At 66.8% G+C, this 12,109-nt stretch carries 14 protein-coding genes and 1 pseudogene; 8 read left to right on the plus strand and 7 right to left on the minus strand.

The window, feature by feature from the left end:
• Positions 1-78: 78 nt before the first annotated feature.
• Positions 79-1,752 (minus strand): 4Fe-4S binding protein, encoded by a 1,674-nt coding sequence (locus tag ACIA75_RS00795; protein ID WP_397098462.1) that lies wholly within the window; start codon positions 1,750-1,752, stop codon positions 79-81.
• A gap of 175 nt (positions 1,753-1,927) precedes the next feature.
• Here ACIA75_RS00795 and ACIA75_RS00800 point away from each other — a divergent pair, with 175 nt between their 5' ends.
• Positions 1,928-2,419 carry a SixA phosphatase family protein gene (locus ACIA75_RS00800; protein ID WP_397098464.1) on the plus strand — a complete coding sequence of 164 codons (492 nt, stop codon included), beginning with the start codon at positions 1,928-1,930 and terminating at the stop codon, positions 2,417-2,419.
• Positions 2,420-2,550: 131 nt separating this feature from the next.
• Here the strand turns inward: ACIA75_RS00800 and ACIA75_RS00805 are convergent, their stop codons facing one another.
• On the minus strand, positions 2,551-2,751 hold the full coding sequence (locus tag ACIA75_RS00805; RefSeq protein ID WP_397098467.1) for a hypothetical protein: 201 nt from the start codon (positions 2,749-2,751) through the stop codon (positions 2,551-2,553).
• A 357-nt stretch (positions 2,752-3,108) separates the two neighbouring features.
• Here ACIA75_RS00805 and ACIA75_RS00810 point away from each other — a divergent pair, with 357 nt between their 5' ends.
• The 4 genes from ACIA75_RS00810 to ACIA75_RS00825 all read left to right on the plus strand — a co-directional run bounded on the left by ACIA75_RS00810 (position 3,109) and on the right by ACIA75_RS00825 (position 5,982).
• Entirely contained in the window at positions 3,109-3,417 is a 309-nt protein-coding gene (locus ACIA75_RS00810; protein ID WP_397098468.1) for a GNAT family N-acetyltransferase, read from the plus strand.
• Positions 3,410-4,390, plus strand: a complete 981-nt coding sequence (locus ACIA75_RS00815) for a pirin family protein (RefSeq protein WP_397098470.1) — start codon at positions 3,410-3,412, stop codon at positions 4,388-4,390. Before ACIA75_RS00810 ends, ACIA75_RS00815 begins: the two co-directional genes overlap by 8 nt.
• 130 nt (positions 4,391-4,520) lie before the next feature.
• Positions 4,521-4,952, plus strand: a complete 432-nt coding sequence (locus ACIA75_RS00820) for a MerR family transcriptional regulator (RefSeq protein WP_397098472.1) — start codon at positions 4,521-4,523, stop codon at positions 4,950-4,952.
• Positions 4,953-4,965: 13 nt separating this feature from the next.
• The gene (locus ACIA75_RS00825) at positions 4,966-5,982 is read left to right on the plus strand and encodes an aldo/keto reductase (RefSeq protein ID WP_397098474.1); all 1,017 of its coding nucleotides are present in this window, start codon (positions 4,966-4,968) and stop codon (positions 5,980-5,982) included.
• A gap of 249 nt (positions 5,983-6,231) precedes the next feature.
• Here ACIA75_RS00825 and ACIA75_RS00830 read toward each other — a convergent pair whose 3' ends face one another.
• Positions 6,232-7,137 carry a helix-turn-helix transcriptional regulator gene (locus tag ACIA75_RS00830; protein WP_397098476.1) on the minus strand — a complete coding sequence of 302 codons (906 nt, stop codon included), beginning with the start codon at positions 7,135-7,137 and terminating at the stop codon, positions 6,232-6,234.
• 101 nt (positions 7,138-7,238) lie between these two features.
• On the opposite strand from ACIA75_RS00830, the gene ACIA75_RS00835 reads away from it, so the two are divergent.
• Positions 7,239-8,249 (plus strand): aldo/keto reductase, encoded by a 1,011-nt coding sequence (locus ACIA75_RS00835; RefSeq protein WP_397098478.1) that lies wholly within the window; start codon positions 7,239-7,241, stop codon positions 8,247-8,249.
• A gap of 145 nt (positions 8,250-8,394) precedes the next feature.
• On the opposite strand, the pseudogene ACIA75_RS00840 reads toward ACIA75_RS00835, so the two are convergent.
• From ACIA75_RS00840 to cynS, 3 genes and pseudogenes are all read right to left on the minus strand, one after another.
• Positions 8,395-8,867, minus strand: a pseudogene (locus tag ACIA75_RS00840) (SRPBCC family protein).
• On the minus strand, positions 8,864-9,196 hold the full coding sequence (locus tag ACIA75_RS00845; protein ID WP_397098480.1) for an ArsR/SmtB family transcription factor: 333 nt from the start codon (positions 9,194-9,196) through the stop codon (positions 8,864-8,866). The pseudogene ACIA75_RS00840 and the gene ACIA75_RS00845 overlap by 4 nt, the downstream one beginning before the upstream one ends.
• 66 nt (positions 9,197-9,262) lie before the next feature.
• Positions 9,263-9,712: a cyanase gene (gene cynS, locus ACIA75_RS00850; RefSeq protein WP_397098482.1), complete on the minus strand. Its 450-nt coding sequence runs from the start codon at positions 9,710-9,712 to the stop codon at positions 9,263-9,265.
• A 251-nt stretch (positions 9,713-9,963) separates the two neighbouring features.
• On the opposite strand from cynS, the gene ACIA75_RS00855 reads away from it, so the two are divergent.
• The gene (locus ACIA75_RS00855) at positions 9,964-10,836 is read left to right on the plus strand and encodes a formate/nitrite transporter family protein (protein ID WP_397098484.1); all 873 of its coding nucleotides are present in this window, start codon (positions 9,964-9,966) and stop codon (positions 10,834-10,836) included.
• A 60-nt stretch (positions 10,837-10,896) separates the two neighbouring features.
• On the opposite strand, the gene ACIA75_RS00860 is transcribed toward ACIA75_RS00855, so the two are convergent.
• Positions 10,897-11,325 (minus strand): hypothetical protein, encoded by a 429-nt coding sequence (locus tag ACIA75_RS00860; protein WP_397098486.1) that lies wholly within the window; start codon positions 11,323-11,325, stop codon positions 10,897-10,899.
• A 32-nt stretch (positions 11,326-11,357) separates the two neighbouring features.
• Between ACIA75_RS00860 and ACIA75_RS00865 the strand changes: the two genes are divergently transcribed.
• The gene (locus tag ACIA75_RS00865; protein ID WP_397098488.1) at positions 11,358-11,942 is read left to right on the plus strand and encodes a TetR/AcrR family transcriptional regulator C-terminal domain-containing protein; all 585 of its coding nucleotides are present in this window, start codon (positions 11,358-11,360) and stop codon (positions 11,940-11,942) included.
• Positions 11,943-12,109: the final 167 nt, after the last annotated feature.

A 12,109-nucleotide genomic window follows, 5' to 3' on the forward strand; every position in this document is an offset into this window, starting at 1 on the left:
CGCGCGGCCTCGCTGGACTCGGCGCAATGGCCGGGCGCCTCGGCGATCGTCGCGTACGACCGCCGAGGCGCGGACGATTCACTCTCCCTTGGCTGCCTGCAGCAAATCGGGGCGGGTGGTGAACTTGACCCGTGGACGCCCCGATTCCTTTCCGGCGCCCCGTTCTGCCTGATCGATTGCCTTCCAGCCGATCCGGTCCACCAGATCCGGCTGGCGTTCCTGCACCAGGGCACGAAGGGCGTCCCGGTCGCCGGTGGGCGCGACGAGCTTGCCCGACATGAAGTCCGCGATCAGCGCTTCGACCGTTTCCTCGGAATCGACCCGGTTCGAGCCGATCACGCCACGCGGCCCCCGCTTGATCCAGCCGCTGACGTACACACCGTTCAGTGGTGCGCCGTCGGGGCCGGTCACCCGCCCGTGCTCGTTCGGCACCACCGCGCGCTTCTCGTCGAACGGCAGGTCCGGCACCGGCTCACCGCGATACCCGATCGAGCGCAACACCAGCGACGCTTCGTAGGTTCCGGTGCGGTCGGTGGCCCGGGCATTGAGGACACCGTCGATATCGACCAGCTCGTTGTGGGCGACCTCCAGCCCCTCGACCTTGTCCGTTCCGGTCACCTCGGTGGGCGAGGCCAGATACTTGAAGACGATCCGCTTATTGCCCTCGGTGGGCGGTTTCGCGGCGAATTCCTCGGCCAGGGTGTACTTCAACTTCAGCGACGGTTCGACATCCGGATCATCCAGCAGCGCCTGCGAGGTCGGATCGAGTTCCAATTCAGCCGGGTCGATGATCACGTCGACCCCGGACAGATGCGCCAGCGCCAGGAACTCCGGCGACGTGTAAGCGGCCTGCAGCGGTCCGCGCCGGCCCAGCACGACCACTTCCCGGATCTTGCTGTCGCGCAGCGCGGCCAAGGCATGATCGGCGATATCGGTTTTCGCCAGTTCGTCCGGATGCACGGTCAGTACCCGGGCCACATCGAGGGCGACATTGCCGTTACCGACGATGATCGCCCGCTCCCCCGACAGGTCGAAGGTGCGGTCGGCGTAGTCGGGATGACCGTTGTACCAGGCCACGAACTCGGTCGCGGAGTGGCTACCGGGCAGATCCTCCCCGGGAACCCCCATCCGCCGATCCGAGGACGCACCCACCGCGTAGAGAACCGCGTGATGGTGGGCCAGCAGTTCCTCGTGGCTGATGTGCTTACCGACCTCGACGTTGAGGTAGTACTGCAAGGTGTCGCGGCGGAAGGCCGATTCGAACATACCCGCCACCGTTTTGGTGCCGGGATGGTCGGGAGCCACACCCGCGCGGACCAGACCCCACGGCGTGGGCAGCCGGTCGAACATCTCCACCTGGACGTCGCATCGGCGCAGCAACTCATCGGCCGCGTAGGCGGCCGCCGGGCCGGCACCGATGATGGCGACGCGGAGCGTACCCAGTTCCTTGGGCGGTCGCACCGGGGTGGAGATGGGGTCCAGGTTGGATTCCAGGGGATGCCGCTCGAACCAGGCGGCGTTGATATCCCGGAAGCGGGCCAGCGACGCGGACAGATCGTCCTCGGAGAAGATGGCCTCCACCGGGCACGCGTCGACACACGCGCCGCAGTCGATGCACGTGTCGGGGTCGATGTAGAGCATTTCGGTCGTGGCGAATTCCGGCTGGTCCGGAGTCGGGCGGATGCAGTCGACCGGGCACTCGGAAACGCAGCTGGCATCGTTACAACAACGCTGCGTGATTACGTAGGCCATATTTGTGCAGATCCTCGAGACTTATGTGCGGGCTGGTGCCTTCCGGGTCGCGGTCAGCAGGGCGAGACGATGGCGCGTGGACCGGGATCGCCGGCCCACCTCCATTGTGACTCCGCTTTCAGTTTGCCTCGAGTGTGTTATGCGTCTCCGCACGGAGGGTGCTTACGGTGGTCCCATGATCCGAACTCTGATCTTGATGCGGCACGGGAAGTCGGCGTATCCGCCGGGAGTAGGGGACCACGAACGCCCACTCGCGCCGCGTGGCCTGCGGGAAGCCGCCCTGGCCGGGGACTGGCTGCGCGCCACCCAGCCACCCGTCGACGCGGTCCGCTGTTCCACCGCGACCCGCACCCGGGAGACACTCACCGCCACCGGTATCACTGCCCCGGTCGAGTTCGACGCCGGTATCTACGGGGCGGAGTCCGACGATCTGATCGAACTGATCCAGGCGGCCGATCCGGCGTTGCCGACAATGCTGGTGATCGGGCACGCTCCGGGCATGCCGTGGACGGCCTGGGACCTGGCAGCCGAGCACGACACCGAGGACGCACTACGACTCAGCCGCAAATTCCCGACCTCGGCGCTGGCGGTACTGCGCTTCGCGCACGCTTGGGACGAGGTGCGTCCCGGCACCGGCGAGCTGGTCACCTTCCACATCCCCCGCTGAGCAAAACCCGGCCCACCCGAGACAGCAGGTTCCGCACAACGATGCCGCAAGCGGGAGCCGCCCGGCCACCGGTTCCGCAGCCGCTCAGCGCAGCGATTCGCGGTGACCCAGCGCAGCGGATCGGCAGCAATTCAGCGCAGCAGTTTGCCGCCGAAAACGGCTCCGGCGCCGAGCAGCACCAGCAGTAGGAACGCCGCCCAGCCGCCGATCAGCCACCAGACCAGCCCGAACACCACGACGATCGGCGCCACCGCGATCGCGGTGATCACCGGGCTCTCTTTGACCGTGGCCCACGCCGAACGCGCCCGGACCCGGTCGATTTCCTTCGCCATGGTCCCAGGTTACGTGCCCGGAACCGGCCGCGGTGTGAATGCGCGCGAGCAAGGGCGGCGATCGGTCACCATCCTGACGCGTAGGCCGTAGCGCACGCGAAGGTATCGCCCTACCGCCTCCGGGCCTGACTCGCTCGTGCCCTGCCCATTGCGCACGAGCGAGGCCCCTACGTGGTCACGCTTCGCTACCGCCTCCGGGCCTGACTCGCTCGTGCGGTGGGGCACGCGAGATACGGACAGCACTCCTGGCCGGCTGCCGTTCGGTGGACGGCGGCCGGGCCGGGCAGGCTGAGTACGCTGGCGCTCGGCGGGCCGGCGCAGCCGGCACAGGTACCCGACCGAGAGGAAGTGCTGGAGATGGCTGAAGCAACCGAACAGAGCACAGTCGCCCGCAATGCGGAGAAGAACCGCTACGAGGTGTTCTACGGCGGCGATCTGGCCGGATTCGCCGAGTACACCGAACGCGGCTCCGAAACGGTATTCACCCACACCGAAGTCGACTCGGCTTTCGAGGGTAAGGGCCTGGGCAGCAAACTGGCCGGCTTCGCGATCCGCGACACCATCGAACGGGAGCACAAGATCCGGCCCGAATGCCCGTTCATCCGGAGCTACCTGGAGCGGCATCCCGAGTATTCCGCGCATGTGGTGAGCGTCGACGGTGAGTGATCTCGACCCTTTTCCGGCCGAAACACTGTGTGAACCGGTTACCGGAGCAGGTCCGGTAACCGAGCTGTATCCCGCGCGTGAGGTCCCGCTGGGCGGGGTGCGCGGAACCTATGTCGAACGCACCCTGCCCCAGCGGGATCTGCCGACCGTGGGGGCCTGGTGCTTCCTCGACTACTTCGGCGCACCGACTGTGACGGTGACCGGCGCTCCACCCGATATCGATCCCCATCCGCATATCGGCCTGCAGACCGTCACCTGGCCCTTCGAAGGCATGATCAGGCATCGGGATTCGGTCCACTCGGATGTGCGGATCGAACCGGGGCAGCTCAATCTGATGACCTCCGGTCGCGGTATCGCGCATTCGGAATACACCGTGCCCGACGCCCCCGCCGGTCGCGGACTCCAGCTGTGGGTCGCGCTACCCGACGATCACCGGGACATCGCCCCGCATTTCGAACAGCACCGGGAGCTGCCGGTCCACCGCGCACCGGGCCTACGCGCCACGGTGCTGATGGGAACGCTGGCCGGCGTCACCTCACCGGCGATGATCTACACACCCCTGGTGGGCGCGGATATCGTCGTCGACCCCGCCACCACGACGACACTGCCGGTGAACCCCGAGTTCGAGTACGCGGTCCTGGTGGTCGCCGGCGCGGTAACCGTGGCCGGAGTCGAACTGAGCCCCGGCCCGCTGCTGTATCTGGGCACCGGTCGCACCGCGGTGGACCTGAATACCGCGACCGGCGCCCGGTTCGCACTCATCGGCGGGGAGCCGCTGGCGGAAGAACTGGTGATGTGGTGGAACTTCGTGGCCCGGGATCACGCCGAGATCGCCGCCGCCCGCGCAGCCTGGGAACAGCGCGATACCGACCGTTTCGGTGATATCGAGGGCCATCCGCCGGAGCAGCGGATTCCGGCGCCGCCGTTGCCCGGTGGCCGGCTGAAGCCGCGCAGCCGGCGACCGCACGGATGAATATTTCCTGATCGCCGTTTGCCTGGAGTCCACTCCAGGTGGCTAGCGTTATCGGTGTTCGACGAGAGAACTTCGGTGCGCCACGCAGAATATTTTGTGGCGCAATACAATTCGGCAGGAAGGTAGACCCGTGAGCCTATCCGCACCGAATCGGGACGAGCCCGGACGGGATGTCCCCCGGCATACGATCAGCGCGGCCGCCCGGCACTGCGGGCTGAGCCAGGACACGCTGCGCTGGTACGAGCGCATCGGCCTGCTCTCCCATATCGGTCGCGACCACACCGGCAAACGCCGGTTCAGCGACCGGGACCTGGACTGGCTGACCCTGATCACCCGGTTGCGCACGACCGGCATGTCGGTGGCCGACATGATCCGCTACGCGGAGCTGGTCCGGGCCGGTGAGAGCACCATCCCGGAACGGCTCGCGATGTTCCGGGCGACCCGCACCGAGGTTCTCGACCGCATCGCCGAACTCCAGCAGACCGTGGCGGTACTGGACTACAAAATCTCGATCTACGAAGAACAGACCGCCGCCCTGACACCCGATAACGCCGCATCGTGAAGGGATATCGCGAATGACCACCCCCGCAACACTGCCGACCGGCCCCCTGGGCTCCACCGGAATCCGAGTCGGTATCCAGGGCCTGGGCTGCATGGGTATGAGCGAGTTCTACGGCCCCACCGACCGCGCCGAATCCCGCGCGACCCTGGAGCGCGCGCTCGAACTCGGCGTCACACTGTTCGATACCGCCGATATCTACGGCTCCGGCGACAACGAGGAGTTCCTCGCCGATTTCGTCCGCGCCAATCGCGAGCACCTCGTCCTGGCCACCAAATTTGCCATCGTCCGCAAACCCGACGATCCGCACTATCGCGGAATCGATAACTCACCGGGCTATATCCGGGGCGCCGTGGACGGCAGCCTGCGCCGCTTGGGCATCGACACCATCGACCTGTACTACATGCACCGGCGCGATCCCGCGGTGCCGATCGAGGAGTCCGTCGGGGTGATGGCCGAACTCGTCCAGCAGGGCAAGGTGCGCGCGCTCGGGCTCTCCGAGGTCACCGGTGACGAATTGCGTGCCGCGCACGCGGTCCATCCGATCGCCGCGGTGCAATCGGAGTGGTCACTGTTCTCTCGCGACGTCGAACGCACCGCGGTGCCCGCGGCGGCCGAACTCGGTACCACCTTCGTTCCCTACTCCCCACTCGGCCGGGGTTTTCTCACCGGCTCGTTCGCCGGTGCCGGCGAACTGACCGATACCGACTTCCGGCGCCATATGCCGCGCTTCACCGGCGACAACGCGGAACACAACGCCGCCCTGCTGGCGCCCCTCCATGCGATCGCCGAAGACCGGGGGCTGACTCCCGCACAGGTCGCACTGGCCTGGGTGCACTCCCGGGCGCAGGAGCACGGCCTGCCGGTCGTTCCGATTCCGGGCACCCGCCGCCGCACCCGGCTCGCCGAGAATGTCGCCGCGGCGACCGTCGCGCTGAGCGCCGACGAGCTGGCCCGGCTGGAACCGATCGCCGAACAGGTGGCGGGCCCGCGCTACGCGGATATGTCCTTCACCTCCGCCGGCCGCGAATAGGGCACGAAGGAGGCGGCTGGTTCGGGCCCGGCCGCAACCGCCGCGCGGGGCACCGCGGCGGGCCGCGCAATCCAGCACCGCCGCGGGCCGCGCAATCCAGCACCGCCGCGGGCGAGGAGTCTGCACCGCAGCGGGGCATTGAACCGGGCAGGCCACCGACCGGCCACCGCGGTATGTCGCTGACCGGGTACCTCGGCGGATGCCAGTCGGGCAGCACGGACGACCATGAACGGGCGCTGTGGCCGACAGCTAGTCGGGCAGCACGGCACGCCGCTGACCGGGCGCCGGGGCGGGGCGGAGACGGGTTATCGGCTCCGCTCCGCCCAAGCGCTGGGTGCCGATGACTCGGAGCAGGTCCAGTTTCTCCGCGGCGTCGGTGCCCGGCCGGGGACGGTAGATCAACAGCCGCTGGGTGGCGCTGGTGGTGAGCAGGGTTTCGCAGTCGAAAGCGATCACGCCGACTTCCGGATGCACAATGCTCTTCACATCGGAAAACCGGACCTGCACAGCGTGTTCGTTCCAGAGCCGATCGAATTCGGCGCTGGCAGCACGCAGCGCACCGACGAAATCGAGCACATCGGGGTCCTTCGCCCGGCGTGCCGCGGTGGCGCGCAGATCGGCCACCTGGCGGCGGGTTATCCGGTCCGCATCGTCCGGCGGGCAGAAATCACGGGCCGTCGGATCGGTGAACCACCGCCAGGCAAAAAAACGGTTCCGGCCCGACAGTGCGGTCTGATCGCCGATCAGCAGGATGTGCATCCGGTTCTGCACCAGGGTTTCGCCGAGATCGGTGACCACGGCCGCCGGGGTGTCGTCGAGCTTCGCGAGGACGTGCATCATCCCCGGGCCCACGTGCCTGTCCGGTCCGCTACCGCCCGGCGGTGCCTGGTCGCACAGGAAGTACACGTGGTCGCGTTCGTCGCCGGTGTACCGCAATGCCCGGGTGAGCGCGGCAAGAACCTGGGTGGACGGCCGCGGGCCCCGGGCCTGCTCCAACCGGGTGTAGTAGTCGGTCGAGATTCCGGCGAGCTGCGCCACCTCGTCCCGCCGCAGCCCCGGGGTCCGGCGACGCGAACCGGGCGGCAGCCCGACCTCCGCGGGGGTCAGCTGTTCGCGGCGCCGGCGAAGAAAGTCGGCGAGGTCGCTGCGTTCCATACCTCCACTGTCGCGCACCGCGGCGCCGGCAGCCAGGGATCGCCGCTCCCCCGATAAAGCGTCTCTGCCAACGTCGCGAACACCTCACCACAGTGGAGTCCATGACGAATACACAGATGCAGGCCTCGCGGCTGGGCCGCACCGGGCCCACGGTCGGAGGTATCGGGTTCGGCGCAATGAGCCTGTCGGGCGCATACGGGCCCGCCGACGAAACGGAATCGGTGGCCACAATTCATTCCGCGCTGGATTCCGGCGCCGGGCTCATCGACACCGGCGACTTCTACGGCAGTGGCCACAACGAGATGCTGGTCGGGCGGGCGATCGCCGTCCGGCCGCGCGACGAGGTCACCCTCAGCGTGAAGTTCGGTGGCATGCTCGGCCCGGATATCAGCTGGCAGGGCATGGACACCAGGCCGGCTGCGGTGAAGAACTTCCTGAGCTACAGCCTGCGGCGGCTCGGGGTGGACTACATCGATATCTATCGCCCGGCGCGCCTCGACCCCACGGTGCCGATCGAGGACACTGTCGGCGCCATCGCCGAAATGATCGAGGCGGGCTACGTCCGTCATATCGGGCTGTCCGAGGTGGGCGCCGAAACTCTGCGCCGGGCGGCCGCGGTGCATCCGATCACCGACCTGCAGATCGAGTACTCGCTGTTCTCCCGCGGAATCGAAGCGGAAATCCTGCCCACCTGCCGCGAACTCGGTATCGGAATCACCGCCTACGGTGTGCTCAGCCGCGGACTGCTCAGTGATTCGCTGCGCGGGCGCGACGGTGCGGTGCTTGCCGATTCTCGTGCGGGCATTCCCCGTTTCCAAGGCGAGAATCTTGCCGCCAATCTGAAACTTGTCGACACCCTGGCCGGGCTGGCCACGGAGAAGGGCATCACCACCGCGCAACTCGCGATCGCCTGGGTGCTGAGCCGCGGCGAGGATATCGTCCCGCTCATCGGCACCCGCAGTGCGCAACGCTGGGCCGAGTCGATCGCCGCCGCGGCGGTGTCGCTCACCCCGGCCGAACAGGAGGCGATCGGCGCGGCCGTACCGGCCGCCGCGGTGAACGGCAGCCGCTACCCGGAGCCGATGATGGCCACGTTGGACAGCGAACGGTGAACGAGTTCGCAGTCTTCATATGGTGAGTGAAAAAGGGCCGGTAGCGGCGGTTGCGGGGCGCCACGTGCGCTACCGGTTGGCTCGGGATCCACGCACAGTGCGCCTCTCGGCTCCGACGTGAGCCGAGAGGCGGACCGTCCGCCGGTTACTTCGCCAGGAGGGCGTCCAGCGCCCGGTAGCTGGCGTTCAGCCCTTCGGCCATCCCGGACTGCAGCATGCCGTCGCGCTCTTCCGGGGTGTGGAACTGACTGACGGTGACCACCCGGGTGCGCCCGTCGCCGAGGTCCTCGAAGGTGGCCGCGTCGATGGCGACGTGGGCGGGCATTCCGTCCCATTCGAAGGACTGCACAATCCGCTCCTGGGGCACGATTTCGCGAATCCGGCCCTCGAAACCGTGACTGTCGCCGTCGGAGCGTTCGACGAATCGCCAGTGCCCGCCCACCCGGAACTCCCAGCGCTCGACATCGACCCGGTTGCCCCGCCCCCACCATTGGGTGAGCTGTTCGAGCGGGTGTAGGCGTCCCACACCCGTTCGCGGGCGGCGTTGAAGACACGCTCCACGCGGATTTCGCGGTCCGCGGCGGGGGTGACGACGACTTCTTCGGTGGTAGTGCTCATTTCTCGTGCTCCGTTCGTTGCAGGAATTCGCCGAGACGGTCCATGCGTGCTTCCAGCATCCGCCGGTAGCCCTGCATCCAGGCCACCTCCCGTTCGAAAACATCGGCGCCGATCCGGCAGTACCGCACCCGGCCCCGCTTCTCGGTGATCACCATTCCGGCGTCCTCGAGCAGCTGGATGTGCTTCTTGATACCGGTGAGGGTCATCGAGAAGTCGTCGGCCAGTTCACTGACGGTGGCGGGGCCACGGCCGAGCCGCTCGAGGATGCCCCGTCGGGTGGGGTCCGCGAGCGCCCCGAAGGAGGCGTCCAAGAACTCATACTGAACCATCTAGTTCAGTAGATGGGTCAGCGGTTCACGATGTCAACAGGACACCGCGAAAATTTCGCGCAGCCGTCACCAGCGGTAGTCGAGGAACTTCCCGTCGAAGGTGATGACCACCCGGTCGCCGTCCGGATCCGGCCGCCGCGCGAAATCGACCTTGAAGTTGATAGCGCTCATGATTCCGTCCCCGAACTCCTCGTGGATCAACTCTTTGAGTGCGGGGCCGTACACGGAGATCGCTTCCACGAATCGATAGATCGTCGGATCACTCATGAGCGACGGATCGGCACCGCGGGCGGGCTGCAGACTCAGGCTCTCCGCCACCGCCTCGTCCAGCCCGAGTAGATCGCATACCCGCCGCGCCTGTTCCGCCGTCATCGGGTGCTGCCCGAGCAACGCGGCAGTGGTCCACACCAGCGGAGCGCCGAGCGCCTCGGCGATATCGGCCCAGGAAAACCCGCGCCGGATACGCGCCGCGACAACGAGATCGGCGGCCGCGCTTTTGCTCATGATCGGTTCCATACAAACTCCTGCCATCGTCGGAAATATCGAAAGCGTCCCACCGTGAAGTGCGGCCGGACGAACCGGTATCGCACTGTTCACGTCGCCGAAACATCCGAGCCGGGGTCATGGAGAAACACGGATACCGAACAGCATGCGGCACCGGCCGTTCCGGTGAGCGCCCGGTAACACCGGCGCGCCCCGCTCGATACGACCGGGAAATCTCGGCACCGCACACTGCGCCTACGAGCACTACGAGCGAAGGACGTGTCATGTCGTACCTCGAGCCGACGGCTTTCGTCGGCAAAATGATCGACGCCGGCGAAGCGAAAGCATTCATGTCCACCCGCGATACGGTGATCCGCGCCTATATGGCGGGCGCCATTCTGGCGCTCGCCGCCGCGTTCGCCGTCACGATCACGGTGCAGACAGGTGAGGCACTACTCGGCGCGGTGCTGTTCCCGGTCGGATTCTGCCTGCTGTACCTGCTGGGCTTCGATCTGCTGACCGGGGTCTTCACCCTTGTCCCACTGGCCTGGCTCGATAAGCGGCCGGGCGTGAATTGGCGTGCGGTCCTGCGTAACTGGACCCTCGTTTTCGTCGGCAATTTCGCGGGGGCGTTCACCGTCGCGGTCATGATGGCGATCATTGTGACCATGGGTTTCTCGATGGATCCCAACGAGGTGGGTCAGAAACTCGGCGAAATCGGTGTCTCCCGCACTGTGGGCTATGCCGACCACGGTGCCGCCGGAATGCTCACCCTTTTCATTCGCGGCGTGCTCTGCAATTGGATGGTATCCACCGGAGTGGTCGCGGCGATGATGTCGACCGCGGTATCCGGCAAGGTGATCGCCATGTGGATGCCGATCATGTTGTTCTTCTACATGGGTTTCGAACATTCCATCGTGAATATGTTCCTGTTTCCATCCGGCCTGCTCCTGGGCGGCGATTTCTCCATCGGTGATTACCTGATCTGGAACGAGATCCCGACAGTCATCGGAAATCTCGTGGGCGGCCTGGCTTTCGTCGGCCTGACGCTCTACGCGACGCATGCCCGCACCGGAAGCCCCCGGCCCCGGCCGGTGACCGCGGAGTCCGACACAGAATCGGAAGACGCACCGGCCGAGACTGCCGCGCGATCCTGAGAACACCGATCGGCCCGCTCCGGATACGGAGCGGGCCGATCATGGTACGGACCGGACCGATCACCCGAAGAGCACGACCACAATTCCGAGCGCCGCGGCCCCGAACACCACCACATTGCGGAATTTCTGCAGGGTCCAGGTCCACCCGGGGAACCCGGCTTCGGCCGCTTTCAGCAGGGCCGGCACATCCACCCGCATCAACTCCGGATCGCTCTTGCGGTGAAATGCCACGCGCACCGATTTCGCGGCTGTGGCATTGCTGTAGACGATGACGCCGTTGCCGATCAGCACCAGGGCGAACACGATCAGGTCCAGTGTCGCCGCCCACCCGGCGCCCGCCAGATTCACTCCGGCAACGGCCAGCAGCACGGTAGCGATACCGGCGGGCGCGGCCCATTCGTGCCCACTCGCGTCGAACCGCATTCCGTTCTCGCTCAGCGCGGTCGTGCGCACGCCCTGGCGCGCCAGTTCGTTCTGCGCGCTCGCCATGGCCGCCGCACCGTAGGTTCCGCACCAGCGGCATGCTGACGAACGCTACCACCGCGATGTACTGGCACGTCCAGAACAAGGACAATCTCCTCCGCCTCGCCACCGACGCGGTCTGGGCCGAGATAGAACTACCCGACCTCGACAGCCTCGACTGGCGCACGGCAGCCGAAACAATGGCCACCGGCATGTACACGATGATGAGCCGCCACCCATGGCTCGTCCAGGCGCAAGCGTCGTATCTCCTGTACGGCGAGAACAAATCACGCCACGACGACCACGTCCTCACCATCTACGACAACGCCGGCTTCACCGCCGACCAAGCCGACCGCGCCGCGGCCACGGTCTTCATGTTCGTCCTGGGTAATGCCGTGGGCGCGGCGGCGAACATCTCGCTGAGGCGGCGCCTCTCCAAGAAGGGCGGCGACCCCCAAGCTGAACTGAACGAAACCCTCACCGCCGCAGCCGAGATAGCCCGGAAGTACCCACACCTGCGGACCCGCATCGACACAGCGGCAGGCACGGCGTACAACGAAGGACCGGACAGCAGCTTCGAATTCGGTCTCGCGACCCTCCTCGACGGCCTGCAGCTTCACCTGCCGGTCGGCGAAACGGCGTAGCGGCTTTCGAGCTCACACCACTACGGCATCGACGCGTCCACAACCCGTCAGCCGTCCAATCCCATAACTGAGTCCAAGCGCGCGGTATGGAACCAGTTATCCCCGTCCACGGCTCTTCGCCGATCGACGTAAACGCACTTCGGCCCCGCACCTCAACGGTGCGGGGC

Source organism: Nocardia sp. NPDC051750 (genome assembly GCF_044453135.1).
GTDB lineage: Bacteria > Actinomycetota > Actinomycetes > Mycobacteriales > Mycobacteriaceae > Nocardia.

Coding starts and splice junctions, on each gene's coding strand:
- ACIA75_RS00795 (WP_397098462.1), bottom strand. CDS start 1,752: ATGGCCTACGTAATCACGCAGCGTTGTTGTAACGATGCCAGCTGCGTT.
- ACIA75_RS00800 (WP_397098464.1), top strand. CDS start 1,928: ATGATCCGAACTCTGATCTTGATGCGGCACGGGAAGTCGGCGTATCCG.
- ACIA75_RS00805 (WP_397098467.1), bottom strand. CDS start 2,751: ATGGCGAAGGAAATCGACCGGGTCCGGGCGCGTTCGGCGTGGGCCACG.
- ACIA75_RS00810 (WP_397098468.1), top strand. CDS start 3,109: ATGGCTGAAGCAACCGAACAGAGCACAGTCGCCCGCAATGCGGAGAAG.
- ACIA75_RS00825 (WP_397098474.1), top strand. CDS start 4,966: ATGACCACCCCCGCAACACTGCCGACCGGCCCCCTGGGCTCCACCGGA.
- ACIA75_RS00830 (WP_397098476.1), bottom strand. CDS start 7,137: ATGGAACGCAGCGACCTCGCCGACTTTCTTCGCCGGCGCCGCGAACAG.
- ACIA75_RS00835 (WP_397098478.1), top strand. CDS start 7,239: ATGACGAATACACAGATGCAGGCCTCGCGGCTGGGCCGCACCGGGCCC.
- ACIA75_RS00845 (WP_397098480.1), bottom strand. CDS start 9,196: ATGGTTCAGTATGAGTTCTTGGACGCCTCCTTCGGGGCGCTCGCGGAC.
- cynS (WP_397098482.1), bottom strand. CDS start 9,712: ATGGAACCGATCATGAGCAAAAGCGCGGCCGCCGATCTCGTTGTCGCG.
- ACIA75_RS00855 (WP_397098484.1), top strand. CDS start 9,964: ATGTCGTACCTCGAGCCGACGGCTTTCGTCGGCAAAATGATCGACGCC.
- ACIA75_RS00860 (WP_397098486.1), bottom strand. CDS start 11,325: ATGGCGAGCGCGCAGAACGAACTGGCGCGCCAGGGCGTGCGCACGACC.
- ACIA75_RS00865 (WP_397098488.1), top strand. CDS start 11,358: ATGCTGACGAACGCTACCACCGCGATGTACTGGCACGTCCAGAACAAG.